Consider the following 25455-nt stretch of genomic DNA (forward strand, 5'->3'; position numbering starts at 1 on the left):
TTGTGTCTTGACTCTTGATTCTAAAAATCTTGACTCTAAGAATCTAGTATCTATAGTGTTCTGGCTTGTATGGACCTTCAACAGTTACACCAATATATTTCGCTTGATCTTCACGTAACTCAGTTAACTCAACACCAATCTTAGCTAAGTGTAATTTTGCTACTTTTTCATCTAAGTGTTTCGGTAACATATACACCTCGTTTTTATACGCATCAGAATTTTTCCATAACTCGATTTGCGCTAAGGTTTGGTTTGTAAAAGAGTTAGACATTACAAAACTTGGGTGACCTGTAGCACAACCTAAGTTTACTAAACGTCCTTCAGCTAATACAATAATATCGTTTCCTTTAACAGTATACTTATCAACTTGAGGCTTAATTTCAACCTTAGTATCTCCGTAAGTATCGTTTAACCAAGCCATTTGGATTTCATTATCAAAGTGACCAATATTACAAACGATAGTCTTATCTTTCATCGCTTCGAAGTGCTCAGAACGAACAATATCTTTGTTACCAGTAGTAGTAATTACGATATCAGCATTTCCTACAACAGTTTCTAATTTCTTTACTTCAAAACCGTCCATTGCCGCTTGTAACGCACAAATAGGATCAATTTCAGTAACAGTAACGATAGAACCAGCTCCACGGAAAGATGCCGCAGTACCTTTACCAACATCACCATAACCACAAACCACTACTCTTTTACCAGCTAACATTACATCAGTAGCACGACGAATCGCATCAACTGCAGATTCTTTACATCCGTACTTATTGTCAAACTTCGATTTAGTAACCGAGTCATTTACGTTAATCGCAGGCATTGGTAACGTTCCGTTTTTCATACGCTCGTATAAACGGTGTACCCCTGTAGTTGTTTCTTCAGATAAACCTTTAATTCCAGAAGCTAACTCAGGATATTTATCTAATACCATATTCGTTAAATCTCCACCATCATCTAAAATCATGTTTAATGGCTTCTTATCTTCACCAAAGAATAATGTTTGTTCAATACACCAATCAAACTCTTCCTCGTTCATACCCTTCCAAGCATATACTGGAGTTCCAGCAGCAGCAATAGCAGCAGCAGCTTGATCTTGAGTAGAAAAAATATTACAAGAACTCCAAGTAACCTCAGCACCTAAAGCTTGTAATGTTTCAATTAAAACCGCAGTTTGAATCGTCATGTGTAAACATCCTGCAATTCTTGCACCCTTTAAAGGTTGCTCATCTTTATACTCTTCTCGTAAACTCATTAACCCTGGCATTTCAGCTTCTGCCAATTCAATCTCTTTTCTTCCCCAATCAGCTAAAGAAATATCTTTAACTTTGTAAGGAACATATGTCGCGGTTTTTGTGCTCATATTTTTGTATATTTATGTATCTTAAATTTGAGTCGCAAAATTACGAAATAACTTTCTAAAATATGCCTCTTTACAAAACATTAACGGTAAACAACCATGCTAAAGCATTGATTTGGAAGATTGAAGAATCTTTTGAACAACTTTCTAACGGCGTTTCTTTAACAAAAGGAAATCAACAAAGAGTAAACGGCATGAAGTCCGATTTACACCAAAGAGGCTTTATGAGCGTACGTCACTTACTAAAAGAAGTTGGCTATACCGATGACGATTTACTGTACGATGGCTACGGAAAACCACACTTAAAAGACGGCAAATTCATTTCAATAACCCATTCATTTACCTTTTCGGCAATAATTATTTCCGATACACAACCTGTGGGGATAGATATTGAAATGCAACGCGACAAAATTCTGAAAATTGCACACAAGTTTACTCCTATAGAAGAATACAAATCTATTGCCAACCACGATGCTTTGGTAAGCAAATTAACCATTGTTTGGGGAGCCAAAGAAAGTTTGTATAAAATCTACGGAAAGAAAAAACTCCGCTTCTTAGAAAACATTTATATTGAAGATTTCTCTTTTGAAACAAATGTAACTACTGGAAAAATTTTATACGAAGGACAAACCTCTGAGTACGACATCCACTTCTTAGAAATGGAAGGATTCACCTGCGTATGTGCTTGTTAAAAAAGGCACCATACCCTCCTACTCCAAAACTCTGCATCTTTGAAACTTTGAAAAAACTCCCAAAACCTTTACCATGCAACAACGACTTAACTTTAGTAACTTTGCATCTTTCTAATTAGGAACAACAATGAAAATATCCGTAGAATTGACTTTAAGTCCGCTTCAGAACGAATTTGAAGAACCAATTATCAATTTCATCAAAAAATTAAGAGCCTCAGGTTTAACTGTGTTAGAAAATCCGTTAAGTACGCAAGTGTATGGTGATTATGATACCGTGATGAGTTTAGTTACTTCTGAATTAAAAAATACTTTTGAATTAATTGACAACGGATTGCTATTCATGAAAATCGTAAAAACCGATCGTAGCGATTATGAGCCAACTTTTTGATTTCCTTTTTGGGCAGTATGCTGATTACAACCCTATCCATGTTTGGCTAGAAATTATTGCGGTAATCTTTGGTTTTTTATCCGTTTGGTATTCAAAACAGAATAAAATTTGGGTATTCCCTACGGGGATGATTAGCACCGCTATTTTTGTATACCTCCTATTAAAATGGGAACTGTTAGGCGATATGATGATTAACGGGTACTACTTTATTATGAGTGTATACGGTTGGTATATCTGGACACGAAAAGTAGACGCCACCCATGTAACTCCTATTTCTAGAACAACACCTAAAGAAAAAAAACAAAGCGTAGCCATATTTGTAGCCACCTTAGTTTTCGTCTATGCTGTTTATACCGTTTTTGATAAATGGACTAGCTGGACAGCTTATGTAGACACCGTTACTACTGCCATTTTCTTTGTTGGAATGTGGCTGATGGCAAAACGAAAAATAGAAAACTGGATTTATTGGATTATTGGCGATATTATCTCCGTTCCACTGTACTTTTACAAAGGATTTACCTTTACCAGTTTTCAATATTTATTATTTACCTTTATTGCAATTGCAGGATATTTAGCATGGAAAAAGCACTTACACAACAACCCATCAACCTTGTAAAGGTGGTATTATTTGGACCTGAAAGCACAGGAAAAACAACACTTTCTGGTCAGTTAGCACGTCATTACAATACCGTTTGGGCTCCCGAATTTGCGCGTGAATACTTGCAAGATAAGTGGAACAACGAACGTAAAACTTGTGAGCAGCAAGACTTGATTCCCATTGCTGAAGGACAAATGGGCTTGGAAAATGAATTGGCTAAAAAGGCGGATAAAGTACTCATCTGTGATACCGATTTATTGGAAACCAAAGTATATTCTGAAGAGTATTATGGCGGATTCGTAGATCCGAAATTAGATGAGGCTGCCATTGAAAACACTTACGATATTTATTTTTTAACCTATATCGATACGCCTTGGGAGGCCGATGATTTACGCGACAGACCCGAGCAACGTTTGGAAATGTTTAAAGCCTTTGAAAATGCGTTGAAAAAATACAACCGTCCGTATGTATTGTTAAAAGGAGACAAAGAAACCCGATTGAAAAAAGCAGTAGCAGTTATTGATGAATTACTCACAAAAAAAGAAAACTTATACTCTTTTTCCGACACCCTTACCGATTTAGATATGCACTTTATGCACCAATCACCCGACACGCCTAATTACGATATGTAAGTATCGCTAAATGTCATTACTACAATAGATAAACGTCATTTCGACCAGAGGGAGAAATCTCACCAATAAGAGTCACTCCGATTAGTAAGCCCCCTTTACAAACAACAATAGATTCCCTATATTTGAGACATTCACAAACACTATGAACAAAGAACAACTTTTAAAAGAACTCAACTTTAAAGCCGTACGAAGCTCTGGTGCGGGCGGACAGCATATAAACAAAGTATCCTCTAAAGTAGAATTAAGTTTTACGATTGAAGACTCGTTAGGACTCTCGGATAAAGAAAAAGCACTACTCCTTAAAAACTTAGCGAACAGACTCTCTAAAGAAAACACACTCATACTAAGCTCACAAGATAGCCGCTCACAACACCGCAACAAAGAATTGGTTACCGAACGCTTTTTTAACCTTTTAACACAAGCCTTAGTAGTGCCCAAAGTACGCAAAGCTACCAAACCTAAAAAAGCAGCGATTGCCAAACGTTTGGACGCTAAAAAACAACAGGCTGAAAAAAAAGAAAACCGAAAAAAGTTTCGGTTTTAGTTTAAATCATTTTTAATAACTCGTTATTTCATCAATTCTTCTTTACGTAAGTTTTATTTCCATTTGAGTTTATATAGTATTTCCCACCTCTTGGCCCTGTCTGAATTGTCCTACTAGATGAGCTACTTGGAATTGAATAAGTCGGAGTTGAATAAGTCGGAGTTGAATAATAGCTTTTTGTTTTACTTTTCTTAGATTTTACATAGACTTTTTTTCCGCTACTACTATAATAATATTTTCCGCCTCTACTTCCAGTATAAAGTGTTCGCCCACTATTATTAGTTTCCGAATAAGTTGATTTCGATTTTTGAGTATTATTGTAAAAACTGTTATATGTCGAATTGGAATAATAATTTCGTTTAGTAGTTGAATAAGTTGAATTACTTCTGTTAGCTCTTTCTCTCGCTGTTTTTCTTTTATGTTGTTCAATAGTTAGCAATTGCATGTTACTTGGATCATCTGTACCTCCTTCAGAAAGAGGTTTTATGTGATCTATTTGATAACCATAAGGTATCTCATCATAACCTAATGATCTTAAAAACTCTCTTTTATTGGCCTCGCTCCTTTTTACAAGAGGTTTTCCTGTTGTAGAATAATATTTTCCGTAGTAATATTCGGTATTACCGATTTTGTATGTATCCTGGCTATGAATAGTAAAATTTACAATCAGCGACAAGGTTAATAGTAATAGAAGTCTTTTCATTTTTGTTTGTTTTAATTCCCTATATCGGTGTCATTATAATAAGTAACTATATTTTACTCATTAACTTTTCAGTTTTACAATAACCTCTTTTATTCATTTATTTTTTAGTCGCTATTAAACCGCTATTTTTTTATACACGTTGTTGAACATAGCTATTTTTTTCCTATCAAGCTATATAGTTCTTTTAAATCCTTTGAAGCCTCTATTTTTTCCCAATCTTTTTCTTTTAAAGGTTTCAATCCATCTTCTAATGCAGTTTCAGTAGAACCTCCAATGAATATTTGATAATGTACAAATTCAGGAACATCTCTTTTCTTATCTGAAATAGAGATATATTGAAGATGTGGGTAGAACTCCTTTGCAGTTAGAATAACATCTTTAGCTTTTTCAAAAGGGACTTCGCTACCAAGCCAAATTGCTTTATGATTATTTATGCTATTATTTAAATTATGAGGTTCATTTAATTCAGTCGAATATCCTTTTTTCTTGAAAATTCTAATTAGGTTTTCTGCTTTAGGCATATTAAAGACACTAACTAAATTTTCTATTATGAAATCAAATTTATCAAAATCATCATATTCAGGTCTATCAAATATGTCAAAATCTTCTTCTTTTACAGATTTTAATTTAATAATATCTCGTTCTAATTTTTGAAATTTAATATCATTATCTCTTTTAAAATCCAATAAATTATCGTTTAATATTTCAAGCATTTGGTCTTGAGTAACACTTACTTCAACTTTGGCTTGTTTTGATTCGTCGTATTTGAAAATCTTAATATAGTTCTCTTCATTTTTAAAATCAGAAGGTGCGTAAAGTGCTTTATTGTTGAAGTTAAGAGTCAAGAAAAAAACTACAATTAATACACTTGGAAATATGATTAAAAAATAAATAATAATTGGTTTTCATCCACAATAAAGGGTAGAACTAATGTTCCGCTAACTTCTGCAATTCCCGCAAATATTGCAATAATAGTAAGGGGGTTTTTTATCGTTCCTATTTTTTCTGTCATTTCATCATAATTATTTCCAACGGTCTCGAATATGAGTAGTTGAGTGGATTAGCATTTAATTTGGAACCACAAATCAAACTAAAAATCCGCGAGAATTTTCATAAGTAGGCGAGAATAAGCAATTACTTATAGTCATTGTTGGGTGTAATTTTTTATTTTTCGTTTTTAGGTGATAAACATGTTGAATCTTCACAATATGCAGCAACCCAATCTGAATCCTTGGCAACACCGAATTTATTATTTGGGGCAATGTATACTCCTTCAGGACTAATGAAATTTACGTGAACATGATTTGGTACATTCTTATAATCACTATGATTTTGAATATTTACTGCAACTCCAATTACATCTCCTCTCTTAACTCCATTTTCAATAGCATTTTTTGTGGCTTCTGAACTTCGAATGTATAGTGTTTCTTGACGATGTCCTGTAATTCTATTGGTTACTCGTATCATATCAAAACCTTTATATACACTCTTATGATAGGTAACATCACCGTCTATAGCTGCTAATATTACATCACCCTCTTTTGCAGCATAATCTGTACCTTTATGGAGTCTATATCTGTAAGTTTTATTGCCTTTTGCATCTAAAATAGGTTTGTCATTTTTATCTTTTATTAATGAAGCTCTTCTTGCACCTGTCATTGGATGACCGTTTTTAGCTTTTCTTAATTTGTTAGTTTTTGTTACAGGTCCAGGAGCTTCAGAAAACCATGTCATACCACCTCGTAATTCTGGTGATATTAACCAACCTGCAACAAACTTATCGCCAATGTTTTTTTCCCAATCTTCCATTTCTATTTTTCTAGTCCAATCTAAAATTTCTGGCCAGTCATCAAATAAAGTACCCTCTGGCACAGGCTTTTCTGAAAGGCTTCCACTTTTGTCTAATAAGGTTGCTTCGCCATTAGAGTTAACAGAAATTCCACCACCACATGGTCTAGCTGGACCAGCCAATTTCATTAAGCTATCCTTTTCTTTTTCATTTATTTTTCCTTGGTCAAATTTTCTTTGAACAGTTTTTCTTTCGCTATTCTCTCCACAAACTGTTGCCCAAAAGTAATTCCACTCTGTAACAACATCTTCTCTAGCAACTGTTAAAGTTTGGTCCATATCAAATTTTGCATTAGTTAATTCTCTATCGATATCTTTTTTTATCGTAGTCAGTTCTCTGTCAACATCTTCTTTAGCTTTTGTAAGGTTTTTGTCAATATTTTCTTTTGATTTCGTGGCTTCTTTATCAACATCTTTTTTAGCTTTTGTCAATGTTTTATCTACACTTTTCTTTGTTTTAGTAAGTTCTCTATCAACATTTTTTTTAAGTTTTTTAAATGCTTTACCAATATCTCCAAATTGAGAATAACCATTAAATGACAAAAACAACACTGTTAAAGTCGTGAGTAAAATTCTTTTTTTCATGGTTCTATTATATTAAAATGTTGATTCTTATAATTACACTCAACTCGTTATATATCAAACTTTAGTTCTTTTATCCCGATAAAAACATGGAATATCATAAGGTTTAGCAATTTTTATACACTATTAAATATATCAAAACCAATACTTTGTTAAAAGTAAAGTTATCAACGAGCTACTCTTATTTATTAATTAATTATAAAAGTGATTTGCTCTTACAATTCTTACGAATCTAACACAAAGTGTGTAAACATTATTACGGAATCCCATAAGCTCAGCTATTTAGGTTATAAAAGTTGTTTTTTAGAGTAGCAACGGTTCTTTATATCGTTGTTTGGGTCGCTAATACTACGGCATGCTCCGTTAACTCCATGGCATGCTCCGTTGATACCAAGGCATGGGTCGCTGATATCACGGCATGCTCCGTTAACTCCACGGCACGGGTCGCTGATATCACGGCACGCTCCGTTGACACCACGGCACGGGTCGCTGATATTACGGCATGCTCCGTTAACACCACGGCACAGGTCGCTGATACTACGGCATGCTCCGTTAACATCACGGCATGGGTCGCTGATACTACGGCTATCCTCCTACTCTTAAATCTGTATGGATTCAATCCAACGTTCTCGGTCTACGTATTAACGAGTTAGATTTTACATAGAAAAATCTTTTTCTAAGCTATTATTCTTTTTCCATTGATGAAAAAGAAACAAAAAATCTAGCCTTAACCATCCTGCACTCAAAAATAATCATCCACAAACCTAAATTAAAATAACTCGCTATCGCTCAAACAGATTTTAATTTTAACGGTTCTTGCGGTGTTATTTTTGGCTTGCCTGCTTATGACGGGGTGCTTTTTTAGTAGTCTCTTTAATCAAAGTATGCTGTTTCGAACTGACAGTACAAAAAAATATTCGCAACTAGTATAAAAGATATACTTCTGATAGTCTGCCTGTTAAAAAAAAGCAAAAATTGACCATCGCATTTGTTTTTTATACCCCAACACTATAATTTAGAAGTGGTTAAGAAAAAGAAACTAACAAAATGCTATGATTGTATTGCTAAAACCATCTAATTTTTTATGGATTTTTAACTAGTGGCAAGGGGCTCTCCTGCTATTATAATCTTATTGTTTCTTATGATTACCTATGGGTAGCGTGTATTACGCTTCCCTAAAAACTCTCGTGTAACTTAAATTAAATATTAATATGGAAACAAGAAGAAAATTCAAAGGATCAGATGCTTTTTTAGCTGAAAGCGCACGTACAATTTACAACCTTTTTACGCAAGATTTGGAGCGTTTTACCGCTTTCAATGCCCGATTTACGAGTGAGTATGAAACTGCTTTTTTAAATCAGATTGATGCGGCAGATACGGTAGTTACCGATGTAAGTACCTTGGCTAAACAAGGAGTGGAAACGCAAAAGGTGTTGATAGAAATGCAAAATGCAAGTCGTGTGTATAATCGTATAAAAAGTCATGCTATGTGGGCTTTTCCTGATAATCCTGCGGTATTAAAAGAGTTTACAACTGGCTATAGAGATGCAAGTAAGAATCAGCCTAAAATGTTGGTGTTTTTAGAAACGTTAGAAAAAGTGGTAACAAATTATTTAGATGATTTGACCGATGCGAATAAAGGCGGAATGCCTGCATCTATTGTGGAAGAGTTGGCAACAATTAAAGACGAATTAAAAAACGCGAACACTCAGCAAGAGGTATATAAAAAACAACGTTTGGTTATTACTCAAGATCGTATTTCGGCTTTAAACGATTGTTATACAACGCTTGTTCAAATTATGAATGCAGCTCAGTTAGTATTTGCCAATGAGCCTGCAAAAAGGGCGCAGTATAGCTATCGTCCAACTACAGGAAGCAGCTCTATTACTGATTTTGTGGGACAGGTAGCGCCTAATGAAACCAAGGTGATTACTCAGGTATCGTATGACAAAGAGGGTTTTATTGGTTTTGAAAACAGAGGAGAAACCACACTACAGTTCGACATTAGTACCGACGAGGTTACCTTAAACGGCAATATGGTTGAGTTGGAAAGTGGCGCTATCAACAACCAGCCAATGGAATGGTTACTAGCGGATGTTGCCAACGGTACCAAAGTGAATATTTTGGCATATAATCCGTCTACTACCTCAACGGGAAGTTATTGGGTTAGTACGGATGTGTAGGGATATTTTTATATAAAAACAACGAACGTCATTACGAAGGAGGTACGACTGAAGTAATCTGTTTATTTTTAACTAGAAACATAAAGATTACTGCGTTATCACTCGTAATGACGTTTTTTTTGTGATTTTTATTAAAATTATTGGTATTGTTTATCTCCTCCAAGATGGTTTGCTATTACTAAAATTGTCTGCCAGCAGTCAGGAAGTGATGTAGAATTTCCTCTTACACATTTTACAAAACCAGAAGGTTCTGGAAGTCCAAATTCGGTTTCTTTATATTGCTGAACTTCTGAAGTAAGTATAATATCTTGTCCCTCTACCCAAGCTTTTACTCTAACATCGTCAGACAAAACTCTAATTGCATTAGTTACTAAATAAGTACCTGTATTTTCAACAACCATATAATCCATTTCACTAAGTCCATTAGGCAAAGACCCAAATGCAATTGCAGCATTTAGTACTTTAATTTTTGTTGAATTTGAATTCGGTTGATTTGTCCAAATAGATGTTTGGTCAGTCTCTGTTTTAATAGTTGATACATCAGATGTTTGACTTGAAGTATCCTTAGCTACTGTCTTTTTATAACTTGTGCATGAAATACTTATTAATCCGAGAATTATTGTAATAATATAAAGAGTTCTCATAATTGTTTTTTGGTAGTTTAATTACTTCGTGCTATTAAAAATGATATCACTATGTTTCTTTAGCTTATGAATAAAAGTTTTACACATTAACCAAAATAACCTAATCTATTACAGATTAATAAATATAGACCAAAGGGGTAAGTTTTTTATTAATTTAGAATATAAATAATTTTCAATGATACTGATGGAATATACTTATCTATGAAATAATCATTATCATCAAGGTTTAATGACATTAATTTTGAGCCCTTTACCTCAACTGTTTGTCCATTCAACTCTTTCAAAAAATCCCTTGGTTGTCTAAAAGAAATCATTTCATAAGTAAGCGCAAGTTGAACATTTTCTCCAAAAGTGTATCCAAGCCCTAAACCCCCGTCTAATTTCTGATTGAATAGTCCTGCACCTCCTAAAGCAGAATTAAAGGTAACTAAATTAATTGTTGTAACTATTGATAATCCACTCGGAACAAAATACGGGTTTCCAACTGGGTTACCACTTACATCTAGTTTTCGATAATACCTTCCCCCCCCTAACCATTTGCTTAAAATCGCGAATGATAGTGTAGTAGATAGAAGAAAAGATGTTCTAGATGTATTTTGCAAAGTTAAAGTAGTGTCAATTGGAGATATTCTTGCATCAACCAATTCATCAAAAGTTTGATTAAAACCAAAAGACACACCAAATTTGATCCCTTTCTTCTTAATATGACCTAGGCTATCTGCATCTTTTTTTGAAATCTCTTTAGTTCCTTCAATCTGTGAAAAAGAAAAAAGAGTATTCAATAAAAAAATTAGTAGTAAGATTTTTTTCATAATTTTATATTTTTAAATTAGTTAGGATTCATAAAGTTTAATTCCTTATAAACCTAAAAAAACATATTTGTAAAAAATTACGGAAACCCTCTAAACCAGATATTTAAGTCATAAAAGTTATTTTATTCATCATTAATGTAGTATTAAACTGAGTATAGAGTAGATGTATACTTAATAGTATTGCTCAATAAACTAGTGCCTTCATTTTCTTTGCTTGTCCAAAGAAAACGAACCAAAAGAAAGGACACTTTTACGAGGAATTTTTAAACTTTGTTTAAAAACGTCTGAAAAACGATGCGAGGCAAAGCCTCTGAATCTCATCGCTTTTTCATACTATTCTGCGTAAAAGAGCTTCGAAAAACTCCTTTTTAAAATTTAATTTTTATTAGCTAACGTCATTACGAAGAAGGTACGACTGAAGTAATCTGTTTATTTCAAATTATAAACTTAAAGATTACTTCGTTTTAGCCTGTCTTGAGCGACAGTCGAAAGGCTCGTAATGACGTTTTATTTAAGTGGTTAATTTTCTAAGATGTGTAGTAGCTCAGTTTTTCTCTGGCAAAGTAGTTGTAAAATCTAAACTATATTTTTCTCCTATCTTATAGTTAAGAACTCCATCCTTTTGAAAGGAATCCAATCTCTTTAATTTTTCTAATGGAGCATCTTCTGTTATTCTCATTATTTGATGCCCATATTTCTCAATACGTCCATTATAAAAAACTAAACAACTATAAAGTGTTTCAGGCTTTGTACTTTTAAAAAACAAGAATTTTCGTTTTGGTTCTTTTCTATATAAATAGACCGTTAAGTCATACATAAAATTCTCAATCCAACATATCTCTAATACAATAGTTCCTTCTAAACAGTCTCTTTCAGCTTTTAAATAGTAGAATGTATCAGCATACCTTCTTTTATTTTCAGTAATTATTTTCCAATTCATAGTTATACTAACATCTTATATAAGCTTAGCTATATAGTTTGAACACCCAATTTAATAAATATGGGACTAGTAATGATTTATACACCCTTACTCTTTTCTAAAAATCTCATTAATTTAGTATTAAATCAATCACGGTCAAAGCCTAATAAAGAAAAGACGCTTCTAAAAAGAAGCGCCTCTTAAAAATATTGATATGTATTTTGTTACAACGGAATATTCCCGTGTTTTCTATTAGGTCTTTCTACCTTTTTACCTTCTAACATCGCAAAAGCTTTGATTAGTTTTCTACGGGTATCTTGTGGTAAAATAACCTCATCTACAAATCCGCGTTCTGCTGCACGGTACGGATTGGCAAATTTATCAGCATATTCAGCTTCTTTCTCGGCAAGCTTCGCTTCGTGGTCGTCTGCTTCGGCAATTTCCTTTTTAAAGATAATTTCACTTGCTCCCTTCGCTCCCATTACCGCAATTTCTGCACTAGGCCATGCAAAGTTCATATCGGCACCAATATGTTTTGAGTTCATTACGTCGTACGCTCCACCATAAGCTTTACGGGTAATTACACTTACTCTTGGCACGGTAGCCTCACTTAACGCATACAATAGTTTTGCTCCGTTGGTAATAATCGCATTCCACTCTTGATCGGTTCCTGGTAAGAATCCTGGTACATCTACCAACACCAATAACGGAATATTAAAACAATCACAAAAACGGGTAAAACGTGCTGCTTTTTTAGAGCTGTTTACATCCAAACATCCTGCTAAACTCATCGGTTGATTGGCAACAATCCCAACACTTCTTCCTCCTAAACGCGCAAATCCGACTACGATATTATCAGCATAATCTTTATGAATTTCAAAGAACGAATCTGCATCAGCAATACCATCAATCACCGCACGCATATCGTACGGCTTGTTGGCATTATCTGGAACGATGTTGGCTAATTCTTCTCTAATCTCATCGCCTAATTCAAACGGTAATTTCGCCGTGGTTTCCTGATTATTCTGCGGCATATAACTCAACAATGTTTTAATATCTTCTAAACATTGCACATCGTTCGCTGCCGTTAAATGCGTAACTCCCGATTTGGTTGCATGCGTACTTGCTCCTCCTAATTCTTCCGAAGTAACTTCTTCGTTGGTTACCGTTTTTACTACGTTAGGTCCCGTAACAAACATATAACTTGAATTTTCTACCATGATGGTAAAATCGGTCATGGCTGGTGAATACACTGCTCCTCCTGCACAAGGTCCCATAATTGCTGAGATTTGTGGAATGACTCCTGATGCTTGTACGTTGCGATAAAAAATATCGGCATAACCACCTAACGAACGTACTCCTTCTTGAATACGTGCTCCACCAGAATCGTTCAATCCGATTAATGGCGCTCCTACTTTTACGGCTAAATCCATAATCTTACAGATTTTTTCGGCATGTGTTTCTGATAACGAACCTCCAAATACCGTAAAATCTTGTGCAAATACGTACACAAGACGTCCGTTTACAGTTCCGTATCCTGTTACCACTCCGTCACCATAAAACTTCTGATTTTCCATTCCAAAATCAGTCGTTCGGTGTGTTACCAAAATACCTACTTCTTCAAAAGAACCTTCATCTAAGAAATAATTAATACGCTCACGTGCTGTTAATTTTCCTTTTTGATGATGACGGTCGATACGTTGTTGTCCACCTCCTAATTTTGCTTCGGTTACTTTATGTTGTAATTCTTCTATTTTAGATTTCATCTATATTCTTTTTTTGGGCGTTCCCCAAGGGTCGGGCTTTCCGCTATATCTTTTGTTGGTTCTCGATACTTGCTTCGCAAACTCGAACTGACAACAAAAGGATGCCGCTGCAACCCCTAACGCACATGATGTATTAACAAGTTTTTAAAATACGTTGCTCTTTTAAATACTGCTGTAAGGCTACTTGTGCAGCAATCTTTGCTTCCTTTTCATATCCTGCTTCTAACAACTCAGGCGTATAATATTTCTTTACAAAATGAGTATCGAAATTCCCTGATGTGAAAGCTTCGTGTTCACATACGAACTTTCCAAACGGCAACGTAGTTTCTATTCCTTTTACTTTATAATTACTAATGGCTTGCTTCATTAGCTCGATAGCTTCTTCTCGCGTATTTCCGTAGGTAATCAATTTAGAAATCATCGGATCGTAATAAATAGGAATTTCCATTCCTTCTTCAAAACCATCATCTACACGAATATTTTCTCCTTTCGGATGTTGATACACTTCCAACACTCCAATACTCGGTGCAAAATTATCTAACGGATCTTCAGCATATACACGCAATTCTAATGCGTGTCCGTTAATTTGTAAATCGTCTTGGGTGAATGATAGCTCCTCTCCTCTTGCTATTTTTATTTGCTGCTCTACTAAGTCTACTCCTGTAATAAGTTCCGTAACTGGATGCTCTACTTGTAAACGTGTATTCATTTCTAAGAAATAGAAGTTTTTGTTTTCATCTAATAAAAACTCTACGGTTCCTGCTCCTAAATAATCACAGGCTTTCGCAACTCTTACCGCTGCGGCTCCCATGGCTTCTCTAATTTCTGGAGTTAATACACTTGATGGTGCTTCTTCAACTACTTTTTGGTGGCGACGTTGTACCGAACATTCACGTTCAAATAAGTGTACTACATTTCCGTGAGCATCTGCCAATACTTGGATTTCAATATGGCGTGGCGACCCTACATATTTTTCTATAAACACCGAACCATCACCAAAAGCTGATTCTGCCTCTGAAATTGCACGCTGCATTTGTTCTTTAATATCTGCTTCTTTTTCAACAACACGCATTCCTTTTCCTCCACCACCTGCTGAAGCTTTGATTAAAATTGGATAGCCAATTTCATTTGCTACTTTCGATGCATACTCCACATCGGTTACCGCTTCATCAATCCCTGGAACCATTGGAATGTCATAGGCTTTTACCGCATCTTTTGCCGCAAGTTTGCTCCCCATCACCTCAATAGCATGTGTTTTAGGACCTATAAATACAATTCCTGCTTTTGCTACGGCTTCTCCAAAGGCTGCATTTTCACTTAAAAATCCGTATCCCGGGTGAATTCCATCTACATCTAACTCCTTTGCTACTTCAATAATTTTATCTCCTAATAAATACGATTGATTGGAAGGTGCAGGACCAATACATACTGCTTCGTCTGCAAAAGTTACGTGTGGTGAGTTTCTGTCTGCTTCCGAATAAACAGCTACCGTTTTAATACCCATCTTTTTTGCCGTACGCATAACACGCAATGCAATTTCTCCTCTGTTTGCTACTAATATCTTTTTCATATTACTCCATTTCTATTAAAACCGTATTCTTTTCTACTTTATCACCTGCTTGTATCGCTACCGATTTTACAACTCCGTCTCTTGGTGCTTGTAAGGTATTTTCCATTTTCATGGCTTCTAACACTAAGATCCCATCTCCTTCTTTTACTTCTTGACCAATTTCAACATCTACAGAAACAATTAGCCCCGGCATTGGTGCCTTGATATCGTTTTCTTTTTTCTCTGCAGCTACTTCTAATCCTAACTCATCAATTAACATATCTAATTCATCAGCAATATTTACCTCGTAAGTATTTCCGTTGATTTGAATGGTATATGTTTTTTTGTTGAAATTTGTTTGAAGTATGGTAGCTTGATACGATTGGTTACCCTCAAGTACATGGTAGTTATTTTTTGATTTTTCTACTATATCTAGCGTCTCTATCTGCGCTTCAGTAAAGTCAAAATCATGCGTTTTATTAACGCTCGTTTTAAAAGATTTACTCATAAATATCTGATATTTTCACCACTAAAATATTAAATTTACAATGGAATGCATGAGTTAAATCTATAAATTGATTAGAATGTTTTTTTACTTACTTAATAACTCTTTATTCTTTTATAAACAAGCCTAGAAAAACCCGCTATTTATCGCGCTTAATTCATATTTCATATTTACCTTTGCACCGTTCTCATAAAGGGGTGCCTTTTTGAGTTATTAGTGTTTAATGAATAGTTGTTAGTTAACTTAAAATTCAACATTTATAACTTGTAATTAAAAGTAGGGCTGAGATCATACCCAACGAACCTGGAACAGGTAATGCTGTTTAGGGAAGCGAGCGTAAATAAAAGGTCTGGTAGACCTTTTTAGCGAGTGCAAAAGTAAAGTTATGCTTTACGCTCACAATTATTCAATGTTTAACTAAAGAATAATTACCTCTTTTTATTCGATTTTGTTTTTTTATAAAATGAGACCGATGTCTTTCAAACAACAACCACAAGTAAAACTAATAGCTTTTTTACTCGTATTATTTGCAACCTTAACAGCAAACGCACAAACGGTTACTTTCTCAGGAAAAGTAGTTGATGGTAACCAAAATCCTTTGGTGGGTGCTACTGTTACTGTTGCCTCTCTTAACAAAGGAATTGCTACCGATTTCAAGGGTGACTTTACATTAAATCTATCAATAGGAACTTATGTATTTAAGATTTCTCATGTTGGTTTCAAACCTCTTTTGCAAGAGGTTGTTATTACCAAAAATCAACAGTTTACATTTCAGTTAATTTCTGATGAAGCTATTTTAGACGAAGTGTTGGTTTCTGCTGTTCGTGTAAAAGCAGATGCACCTGTAACACACTCTAACCTTAGCAAACAAGAAATTGAAAAACGTAATTTAGGACAGGATATTCCTGTATTATTAAACTATTTACCGTCAGTAACTTCATCATCTGATGCGGGTGCTGGTATTGGATACACTTATATTCGTGTACGTGGTTCGGATGCTACTCGTGTAAATGTTACGATTAACGGAATTCCGTATAACGATGCCGAGAGTCAGGGGACTTTTTGGGTTAATATGGGAGATTTTGCTTCTTCTACCCAAAGTTTACAATTACAACGTGGTGTGGGTACTTCTACAAACGGTTCTGGAGCTTTTGGAGCTAGTTTAAACATCTTAACCGATGCCGTTTCGGAAGAAGCTGGTGGAGAAATTTCAAATGCTTTTGGTTCGTACGGAACAAGAAAGCATACCGTAAAATTTACTACTGGAAAATTAAATAATGGGTTTGAGTTCGCAGGACGTTTGTCTAACATTTATTCTGACGGATATGTTGACCGTGCTTTCACTGATTTAAAATCGTATTTCTTACAAGGTAGCTATACTGATGATAACACCTTGATTAAAGCTTTAGTTTTTGGTGGAAAGGAAAGAACCTACCAAGCTTGGTATGGTTTAACTCCTGAAGAACTAAAAGAAAATCGTCGTCAGAACCCGTATACCTATGATAATGAAACCGATAATTATTGGCAAGATCACTACCAACTACACTGGAATGAAAAATTATCTGAGAATTGGTCTACCAACATAGGTTTAAACTATACGCGTGGTAAAGGATATTACGAGCAGTTTAAAGAAGGAAGTGATGCTGCAGACTATGATGGTTTAATTGTAGATGGTAGTGATGTGATTGTTAGAAGATGGTTAGACAATCATTTTTATGTTGCTAATGCGAATGCTACTTACAAAAATGATAAACTAGAAATTATTTCTGGAGCTTCTTATAGTACCTTTAATAACGACCATTATGGAGAAGTAATATGGGGAAGCGATTTAGCTCCAAATACCAATATTAATGACCATTACTACGATAGTACTTCTGAAAAAACAGATTTGAGTGTTTTCTCTAAAGCTACGTTTAGTCTTTCAGAACAATTTAAAGCGTTTGTTGATTTACAAGGAAGGTTTGTAAATTATCAAACGAAAGGATTGACATCTGATAGAGCTCCTATTGATGTTGATAAAGATTATAACTTCTTTAATCCTAAGTTTGGGCTTACCTATACCATAAATGACAAACATAGTTTATATGCTTCGTACGCTAAAGCGAACAGAGAACCTAATAGAAATGATTTTGAAGGTGGTAATTCTCAACACGAAAGCTTAGATGATTATGAGTTAGGTTGGCGCTTGGCTAATAAAACAGTTCGATTAAATACAAACGTATACTATATGGATTATCAGAATCAATTAATTCTTACCGGTGCTATTGACCCAAATACTGGAGAACCTTTACGTGCTTCTAGTGGTAGTAGTTATCGTTTAGGACTGGAAATTGATGCAGATATTACCTTATCTGAACAAGTATCTATGCGTCCTAACATTGCTTTTAGTAAGAACATTAATAGGGATTACAATGCTGAAATTAATGGGGAATTACAAAATTTAGGAGATACTCCTATTACTTTTTCTCCTGACATCGTTTTTGGAAATGCATTAATTTATCGACCAGTTAACAATATACAAATCGCATTCTTATCTAAATATGTTGGAAAACAATTTATGAGTAACCTAGATAGTAGAGTATCTGATTTAGATGTTTTAAAAGGATTCTTTACGAGTGACTTAAACATTGTGTACGAAATTAAAACTAAGAAGATTTTTAAATCAATTGTACTTACTGGGTTAGTAAACAACATTTTTAACAAAGAATATGTTGATAGAGGATATTATTATACATACGACGATACGTGGACTACTCCAGGAACAACAACTACTGTTGATGGTGCTGGATACTATCCGCAAGCTACTAGAAACTTTTTAGTAGGTGCAACGTTAAAATTTTAAGTGGGAAAATGCTAGAAAAACAAAAAACCGAGACAAATTGTCTCGGTTTTTTTATGAAGCTTCTTTTTACCTTTGACTACTCAATTAAAAAACAATCAAATTACTATGAAACTGAAAGAAACCTTAATAATATTACTTTCTCTAACAAGTATCGGGCTTGGAATTTATTCTTTTAAATTAAACAAAGAAGTTTCTCTCTTAATGGATGCTAAAAACTTTACTTTTAAATGGATAAATAATTACGAAATCTTAACTAGCTACTGGAAAGAGAACAATAAAATAGCTAATCAGTTTTTTGATGTAAACTTTGATTCCAATTATGAAATTGCTAGAGTTTATACTACTTATGGAAAAGTATATCAAACTTGTTTTGACAGGAATGAAAATGGCGTTTATGAAAAAACTGATTGTTATAATTCAGTTGGGGATAAAGTTGGTTATTCTCTCGATAATGATGAGGATGGAGTGCCAGAAGAATTCGTGTTAATTTATGACTCAAAAAAAGAATTAAAATTTGTTGATAGTAATTTTGATGGCAAATTTGAAAAAGTCATTATAATTAATAATAACAACGAAACTGAATTTTTAATCAAAACAATGTTTGAAGATTAATTAGATGAATAAAAAATCCCGAGTATACTACCCGGGATTTTCTTTATTCTTTATTTTTCTCTGTCCATTCTAAATAGCCTCCTAAAACATTATAGGCTTCATAACCTTTTTCAGCTAAAAGTTCGGTAGCTTTTTCACTTCTACCTCCAGATCGACAGTAAATATATACAGGTCGAGTTTTATCTAACTTTTCTAAAACCTTTCCTTCAAAATCATCTCCAGTAATATCTATTTTAATTGGAGTTTTAATAACTCCTTCTGCCCATTCTTGCGGTGTTCTAACATCTAATAACTGTACGTTATCTTCGTTTTCTAAAACTACTTGTAGATTTTCTACCGTGATATCTTTTGCCTCTTTGGTTTGAGGTTTACACGATACTACCATCGTTAAAAATAAACCTACTAAAAATATACCTCTCTTCATTATCCTTATTTTAAAGTTGATGGGCATACCGTTGCTGTTCTTGGAATATCAGTTTCTTTAATAGCCTTATATCCTCCAGCAACATCAATTATATTATGGAATCCTCTTGCTTTTAAAATAGATGCTGCAATTACTGAACGGTATCCACCAGCACAGTGTACATAAAAATCTTCTTTTGTTGGAAACTCTTCAACATGTTCGTTTAAGAAATCTAACGGTGTACTTGGTACATCTACAATATGTTCATTTGCATATTCTCCTGGCTTTCTAACATCAAAAACAGGTGCTTTTTTCGTAATTGCTTCTGCTAAAACATCTGCAGAAACAGAACGTAACGTATCTATTTCTTTTCCTGCTTCTTTCCATGAATTAAAGCTTCCATCTAAATACCCTAATACATTATCAAAACCAACTCGAGATAAGCGTGTTATAGTTGTTTCTTCTTCTCCTTCAGGAGTAACTAATAAAATTGGCTGTGTAACATCTTTAATCAATGCACCTACCCATGGAGCAAATGTTCCTCCTAAACCAATAAAAATTGATTGCGGTATAAATCCTTTAATAAACTCTGATTGATGACGTACATCTAAAATCAACGCATCTGTTTCGTTTGCTATTTTTTCAAAATCTGCTACCGATAATGCTCTTGCTCCACTCTTAATAACTTCATCAATAGATTGATATCCTTCCTTATTCATTTTTACATTTAAAGGAAAATATTCTGGTGGAGGTAATAATCCATCGGTTACTTCTTTTACAAACTCTTCTTTAGTCATATCTGCACGTAATGCATAATTGGTTTTCTTTTGATCTCCAATAGTACCAACTGTTTCTTTGCTTAAGTTCTTACCACAAGCTGAACCTGCTCCGTGTGCTGGATATACAATTACATCATCTTCAAGGGTCATAATTTTTGTACGCAAACTATCATATAACAATCCTGCTAATTCTTCTTGTGTTAAGTTTGCAGCTTTTTGTGCTAAATCTGGGCGCCCTACATCACCTAAAAATAAGGTATCTCCACTAAAAACTGCATGGTTTTTTCCATTCTTATCTTTTAATAAATAAGAAGTACTCTCCATTGTGTGTCCTGGAGTATGCAATACGGTAAGAGTAATATCTCCTAATGTGAACACTTCTCCATCTGTAGCTATATGAGCCTCATAATTTGTTTTTGCTGTTGGTCCGTATACAATTGTCGCTCCTGTTTTCTCAGCAAGCGTAACATGACCACTTACAAAATCTGCATGGAAGTGAGTTTCAAAAATATATTTGATCTTAGCGCCATCTTTTTCAGCTCTGTTTATATAAGGGTCAACTTCACGTAACGGATCTATAATTGCTACTTCTCCATTACTTTCAATATAATAGGCTCCTTGTGCTAAACAACCTGTATAAATTTGCTCTATTTTCATGATATTATATATTATTTATACGCTTGGTGTATATACTGCGCGTATTTTTTCTGATTTTGATTATCTCCTGTTTTATAAAAATTTACGGCTCCATTGGCACGCATAAAAAAGTGATCTAAACTTACAACGTCTAATAAACCTCCTCTAAAAAAGGCATCTCTTACAGGGCCTTTTACTCCTGCAAAATAAAACTGAATATTGTGTTTGTTAAAATAAACGATGCGTTCTTTTAACATCTCTATTCCTGTACTATCAACTCTGTTGATACTCTCCGCATCTAATACAATCAATTTTAATGCCTTCCCTTTTTCTTCTGTCATTTCGTCTAATTTATCTCTAAAATAGTTAGAGTTGGCATAAAATAATTGTGCATCGAAACGGAAAACTAAAATTTCATCATCTAAAATAACTTCTTTAAACCTGTTTTTATTACGATAGAAATCTGAATTTGGTACTTTTCCTAACTCAGCTACATAGGGTCTTGAGGTTCTAAAAATTAAAACAATTAATGATAAAACTACTCCGATTAAAATTCCGTATTCAATTCCGAAGAAAATAGTAGCCAAAAAAGTAGCTAAGAGTAACCAAAAATCTAGGTTATTAGCTTTCCATAGCCTTCTTGCTTCTTTTACATTTATTAAGTTAAAAACTGCAACTATAATAATTGCTGATAAAATAGTTTTAGGTAAATGATAAAATACTGGTGTTAAGAAAAGTAATGTAAACACTACTAAAATTGCAGAAACTATTGCTGAAACTCCTGTAGTTCCACCTGATTCTGCATTAATTGCCGAACGAGAAAAACTTGATGCTGATGGATACGATTGAAATAATGATCCTACCATGTTACTCAAACCTAAAGCTACCAACTCCTGATTTGGTCTTACTCTATACTCATCTTGTTTGGCTTCCAACGTTTTTCCGATAGAAATGGTTTCTAAATATCCTACCATAACTAAGGTTGCTGCTATAGGCATCAATTCACGTATTAGAGCTACATCAATTACTGGCATTGAAAATTTTGGTAAACCTGAAGGAATATCTTTTACAATGGCAACATCGGAGAGCTGTGTTCCAAAAAAACGTATGCTTAGTATACCGAGTATAACTACGATTAAGGCATTTGGTATTTTTTTATTGACTCTTCTAAATATTATAATAATAGCACATGCTATTAAGCCTATAATTGTTGTATTTGTTTTAAAATATTTAAGTCTGAAAAGAATATCTTCTAATAGTACATGAATTTGATCGCTCTGTACAAACTCAACTCCTAATAGATTTCTAAATTGGTTCAGTCCAATAATTAAAGCTACGGCAGAAGTAAATCCTGTTATTACAGGTCTTGATAAAAAATTTACAATAAATCCTAAACGGAAAATTCCCATTAAAAATTGAATTGTTCCTACTACCAGTGCGAGTAATATTGCAATGGCGATGTAACTTTCTGAACCTGTAAGTGCTAAGGTAGAAACTCCTGTTGCTACTATTAATGAATCCATTGCTACAGGACCAATTGCTACTTGACGAGATGTTCCAAAAATAGCATACATTAACTGAGGCATTAAAGCTGCATACAATCCATAAATTGGTGGTAATCCAGCAATTAATGCGTAAGCAATACCTTGTGGAATTAAGACAATAGCAACTGTTATACCTGCAACTACATCACCTCTTAACTGCGATTTTTTATAGTTGGGCAACCATTCTAATATTGGTATGAGTTTTTTTAGTAAATTCATTTACTCTATAAAAACGTTCTTTAATTATTTATCTTATAAAAGGGAATTGTCCATTCTAAAAAGTTTTTTTTCATACTTTTTTTCTCTATTTTAATGGTATGCACTCCTTCTGATAAATTTTCAATATTTATATATCCTTGTAATCCAAACTGTTTCGTTCTAGGATGATTGTCATATCTTATAAAATCAATAGGTATAATTTCTCCATCTATTGACACTTTATTATATTCTTTATAGCAGGCTAGTAAAAATTTAGCTTGATTTTGATCTTCTATTATTTTTGATACATCAGTCTTTTCTTCGAATTCACCGCAAATCTCTTCTCTTATCGTTCTTTCATATTTAAATATGGGTATAAATACTTCTACAACTTTTGACTCTATTTTACTTGACTCTATTTCAGGGGCTAGCAAAAATGTATTGGATTTATTACTGTCTTTATAGTAATCTGAATACGTTTTGTATTTATTGAAAAAGTTCTGCTTGTTTGAAATAACTAGATAAAATATGTTTGTTTTCGGGATTTGTATACTTGCTAGAACCACACCCGAAAAAAAGAAAAACAACATTAAATAAACTATTGATTTTTTCTTCTTAAAATTTGAACCAAATATCATTGATACTTGCAAAATACTTTTATATAGTGGTCCAAAAGATATCATTGACACAAATTTTACCACTTTGAAATTTAAGACTTGTAGTTTTTCTTTTTCTTTATTCTTCTTTAAATTAGAGAACATAGTAATTATTGATTGCAACATTAGGCTGATTGCAATTAAAAAAGCTGGTATTAAAAGAATATAGGTATTTACATACGCTGAAAGTAGGTTGAATAATAACAGGTAAATACTTGAAAAAAATGCCATGTAACCATACATTAATAAAAAGGTAAACGCTACAGAAAAAATTACACTACATAATTCGTCTACTTTTTGTATTGAGTCTTTTAGTTTTGGTAATATTGAAAGTATTTTTTCTGTGTAAATTTTTGAATAAGCACTATCTTCTATACTATAGTCAGGAAAAACTGAATTAAGCCCTACCAAGCCCACCCAATAAGCTCTTAAGAAGAAATGTATTACAAACATTGAAGCCAATATACTTACTGCTATTAGCCCAAAAAAAGTAATGAAATACCCTATATAATATTGGTTAGGATTTAGAAAATCTATAAAGAAATTTGCAATCCAACCAATGATATCAAAAAGCTTAAAAGAACCAAAAATTGCAATTGCAGAAACCAATAATTCCGCTTCCCAACTTTCATCTTTTAATCGTTGCAACCATCCTTTCGTTTCTGTATTAGACTTATTATCCATAGCTTATTCTAAACTTTAAAAGAGTTCTCCTTGGCTAGTTCCTTTAATTCTTCCTAAATGTTTATAGGCTAAATCGGTTACTTCTCTTCCTCTTGGCGTTCGCATAATAAATCCTTGTTGGATTAAAAAAGGCTCATAAACCTCTTCTATAGTTTCAGCGTTTTCAGCTACAGCTGTAGCTAAAGTGGTTATTCCAACTGGACCTCCTTTAAACTTATCAATAATCGTAGATAAAATTTTATTATCCATTTCATCTAAACCATGTGCATCCACATTTAATGCTTTTAAGGCATATCTTGCTATTTCTATGGTAATAGTACCATCTCCCTTAATTTGAGCAAAATCACGTACTCTACGCAATAATGCGTTGGCAATACGAGGTGTTCCTCTACTTCTACCAGCAATTTCAATTGCTGCCTCCATAGAAATTGGCACTTTTAAGATATAAGCACTTCGTTGAATAATCGTTGTTAGTAATTCTGTTGAGTAATAATGTAATCGACTACTGATACCAAAACGAGCTCGCATAGGCGCTGTAAGCAATCCTGAACGAGTAGTAGCTCCTACCAAAGTAAATGGTTCAAGGTTAATTTGAACTGTACGTGCATTTGGACCAGATTCAATCATAATATCGATTTTATAATCTTCCATAGCTGAATACAAATATTCTTCAACTATAGGACTTAATCGATGGATCTCATCAATAAACAGAACATCTCGTTCATCTAAGTTGGTTAATAAGCCTGCTAAGTCTCCTGGTTTATCTAACACAGGTCCTGAGGTTACTTTTATACCAACTCCTAACTCATTAGCTAAGATATGAGCCAACGTCGTTTTACCTAATCCTGGAGGCCCGTGAAATAATGCATGATCTAATGCTTCATCTCGTTGATTCGCTGCCTCAACAAAAACTTTTAAGTTGTCTATTGCCTGATCTTGACCAGAGAAATCATCAAATGAGAGCGGACGTAACTTTTTTTCTACATCTAATTCTTCATTTGAGTAGTTTGTACTTTCAGGGTTTAGGTTTTCATTCATATTGTTGCAAATATACTTGAAATATGATGCTTGCTTTGTAATATAAGTTACTTAGCAAATATTTTTATGCTAAGATACATATTATAAAATGTTGTGGTAGTTATTGTGAATAATAAATGACCCCCATATATAACCTCTATACCTTAGTAATAAGAGACCTATACAATATTACTATTTCAAAAAGAGCGTCTTATGTTAATTGCTATTTTGGAGTTATCTTGATGTTTTAGTTTAGTAGTAATAAAGTATTGAATTTAAAATAAGATCAAAAAAAAACCTCAATCTAATAAAAGATTGAGGTTTAAAAGAAAGGCAACGACCTACTCTCCCACCAGTGGCAG

23 protein-coding genes are annotated in these 25455 nt (G+C 33.8%); 8 read left to right on the forward strand and 15 right to left on the reverse strand.

From position 1 onward, the window contains the following. Positions 1–43 precede the first annotated feature (43 nt). Positions 44–1360, reverse strand: a complete 1317-nt coding sequence (gene ahcY, locus C8N27_RS13335; RefSeq protein ID WP_099215661.1) for an adenosylhomocysteinase — start codon at positions 1358–1360, stop codon at positions 44–46. A gap of 62 nt (positions 1361–1422) precedes the next feature. Between ahcY and C8N27_RS13340 the strand changes: the two genes are divergently transcribed. From C8N27_RS13340 to arfB, 5 genes are all read left to right on the forward strand, one after another. Beyond that, positions 1423–2049 (forward strand): 4'-phosphopantetheinyl transferase family protein, encoded by a 627-nt coding sequence (locus C8N27_RS13340; RefSeq protein WP_028891326.1) that lies wholly within the window; start codon positions 1423–1425, stop codon positions 2047–2049. 127 nt (positions 2050–2176) lie between these two features. Further along, the gene (locus tag C8N27_RS13345; RefSeq protein ID WP_121147975.1) at positions 2177–2437 is read left to right on the forward strand and encodes a YkoF family thiamine-binding protein; all 261 of its coding nucleotides are present in this window, start codon (positions 2177–2179) and stop codon (positions 2435–2437) included. Further along, entirely contained in the window at positions 2421–3053 is a 633-nt protein-coding gene (gene pnuC / locus C8N27_RS13350) for a nicotinamide riboside transporter PnuC (protein WP_121147977.1), read from the forward strand. Before C8N27_RS13345 ends, pnuC begins: the two co-directional genes overlap by 17 nt. Continuing rightward, positions 3014–3667, forward strand: a complete 654-nt coding sequence (locus tag C8N27_RS13355) for an AAA family ATPase (RefSeq protein WP_121147979.1) — start codon at positions 3014–3016, stop codon at positions 3665–3667. The genes pnuC and C8N27_RS13355 overlap by 40 nt, the downstream gene beginning before the upstream one ends. 142 nt (positions 3668–3809) lie before the next feature. After that, positions 3810–4211: an alternative ribosome rescue aminoacyl-tRNA hydrolase ArfB gene (gene arfB, locus C8N27_RS13360; protein WP_121147982.1), complete on the forward strand. Its 402-nt coding sequence runs from the start codon at positions 3810–3812 to the stop codon at positions 4209–4211. 31 nt (positions 4212–4242) lie between these two features. Here the strand turns inward: arfB and C8N27_RS13365 are convergent, their stop codons facing one another. The 3 genes from C8N27_RS13365 to C8N27_RS13375 form a co-directional block, all read right to left on the reverse strand. Further along, complete coding sequence (locus C8N27_RS13365; RefSeq protein WP_121147984.1) at positions 4243–4914, reverse strand: HNH endonuclease signature motif containing protein; 672 nt, start codon at positions 4912–4914, stop codon at positions 4243–4245. 152 nt (positions 4915–5066) lie between these two features. Next, positions 5067–5759 (reverse strand): hypothetical protein, encoded by a 693-nt coding sequence (locus tag C8N27_RS16060; protein ID WP_208639323.1) that lies wholly within the window; start codon positions 5757–5759, stop codon positions 5067–5069. Positions 5760–6078: 319 nt separating this feature from the next. Further along, the gene (locus C8N27_RS13375) at positions 6079–7347 is read right to left on the reverse strand and encodes a peptidoglycan DD-metalloendopeptidase family protein (protein WP_121147987.1); all 1269 of its coding nucleotides are present in this window, start codon (positions 7345–7347) and stop codon (positions 6079–6081) included. 1208 nt (positions 7348–8555) lie between these two features. Here C8N27_RS13375 and C8N27_RS13380 point away from each other — a divergent pair. Beyond that, positions 8556–9527, forward strand: coding sequence for a hypothetical protein (locus tag C8N27_RS13380; protein WP_121147989.1), 972 nt, complete (start codon positions 8556–8558; stop codon positions 9525–9527). Between the two features lie 137 nt (positions 9528–9664). Here C8N27_RS13380 and C8N27_RS13385 read toward each other — a convergent pair whose 3' ends face one another. From C8N27_RS13385 to C8N27_RS13410, 6 genes are all read right to left on the reverse strand, one after another. After that, positions 9665–10171: a hypothetical protein gene (locus tag C8N27_RS13385; RefSeq protein WP_121147992.1), complete on the reverse strand. Its 507-nt coding sequence runs from the start codon at positions 10169–10171 to the stop codon at positions 9665–9667. Positions 10172–10320: 149 nt separating this feature from the next. Next, positions 10321–10983, reverse strand: a complete 663-nt coding sequence (locus tag C8N27_RS13390) for a hypothetical protein (protein ID WP_121147994.1) — start codon at positions 10981–10983, stop codon at positions 10321–10323. A gap of 544 nt (positions 10984–11527) precedes the next feature. Beyond that, on the reverse strand, positions 11528–11923 hold the full coding sequence (locus C8N27_RS13395) for a hypothetical protein (RefSeq protein ID WP_121147997.1): 396 nt from the start codon (positions 11921–11923) through the stop codon (positions 11528–11530). 203 nt (positions 11924–12126) lie between these two features. Next, positions 12127–13668 carry an acyl-CoA carboxylase subunit beta gene (locus C8N27_RS13400; RefSeq protein ID WP_121147999.1) on the reverse strand — a complete coding sequence of 514 codons (1542 nt, stop codon included), beginning with the start codon at positions 13666–13668 and terminating at the stop codon, positions 12127–12129. Positions 13669–13801: 133 nt separating this feature from the next. Beyond that, complete coding sequence (gene accC, locus C8N27_RS13405) at positions 13802–15238, reverse strand: acetyl-CoA carboxylase biotin carboxylase subunit (protein ID WP_121148001.1); 1437 nt, start codon at positions 15236–15238, stop codon at positions 13802–13804. A gap of 1 nt (position 15239) precedes the next feature. Further along, entirely contained in the window at positions 15240–15725 is a 486-nt protein-coding gene (locus tag C8N27_RS13410; protein WP_028891340.1) for an acyl-CoA carboxylase biotin carboxyl carrier protein subunit, read from the reverse strand. Positions 15726–16194: 469 nt separating this feature from the next. Here C8N27_RS13410 and C8N27_RS13415 point away from each other — a divergent pair, with 469 nt between their 5' ends. After that, positions 16195–18564, forward strand: coding sequence for a TonB-dependent receptor (locus C8N27_RS13415; protein WP_121148004.1), 2370 nt, complete (start codon positions 16195–16197; stop codon positions 18562–18564). Between the two features lie 105 nt (positions 18565–18669). Further along, the gene (locus C8N27_RS13420; protein ID WP_124590359.1) at positions 18670–19176 is read left to right on the forward strand and encodes a hypothetical protein; all 507 of its coding nucleotides are present in this window, start codon (positions 18670–18672) and stop codon (positions 19174–19176) included. 43 nt (positions 19177–19219) lie between these two features. Here the strand turns inward: C8N27_RS13420 and C8N27_RS13425 are convergent, their stop codons facing one another. From C8N27_RS13425 to ruvB, 5 genes are read right to left on the reverse strand one after another with little or no spacing between them, the layout of a single operon-like run. Further along, positions 19220–19600: a rhodanese-like domain-containing protein gene (locus C8N27_RS13425; protein WP_167444756.1), complete on the reverse strand. Its 381-nt coding sequence runs from the start codon at positions 19598–19600 to the stop codon at positions 19220–19222. A 5-nt stretch (positions 19601–19605) separates the two neighbouring features. Then, positions 19606–21015, reverse strand: a complete 1410-nt coding sequence (locus tag C8N27_RS13430) for an MBL fold metallo-hydrolase (protein WP_121148008.1) — start codon at positions 21013–21015, stop codon at positions 19606–19608. 11 nt (positions 21016–21026) lie between these two features. After that, positions 21027–22757, reverse strand: a complete 1731-nt coding sequence (locus tag C8N27_RS13435) for a SulP family inorganic anion transporter (protein ID WP_121148010.1) — start codon at positions 22755–22757, stop codon at positions 21027–21029. Between the two features lie 20 nt (positions 22758–22777). Further along, a complete protein-coding gene (locus C8N27_RS13440; protein ID WP_121148013.1) occupies positions 22778–24076 on the reverse strand; it encodes a hypothetical protein in 1299 nt (432 codons plus the stop codon). Positions 24077–24091: 15 nt separating this feature from the next. Next, on the reverse strand, positions 24092–25114 hold the full coding sequence (gene ruvB / locus C8N27_RS13445; protein WP_099215680.1) for a Holliday junction branch migration DNA helicase RuvB: 1023 nt from the start codon (positions 25112–25114) through the stop codon (positions 24092–24094). Positions 25115–25455: the final 341 nt, after the last annotated feature.

This window comes from Tenacibaculum discolor, assembly GCF_003664185.1.
Classification (GTDB): domain Bacteria; phylum Bacteroidota; class Bacteroidia; order Flavobacteriales; family Flavobacteriaceae; genus Polaribacter; species Polaribacter discolor.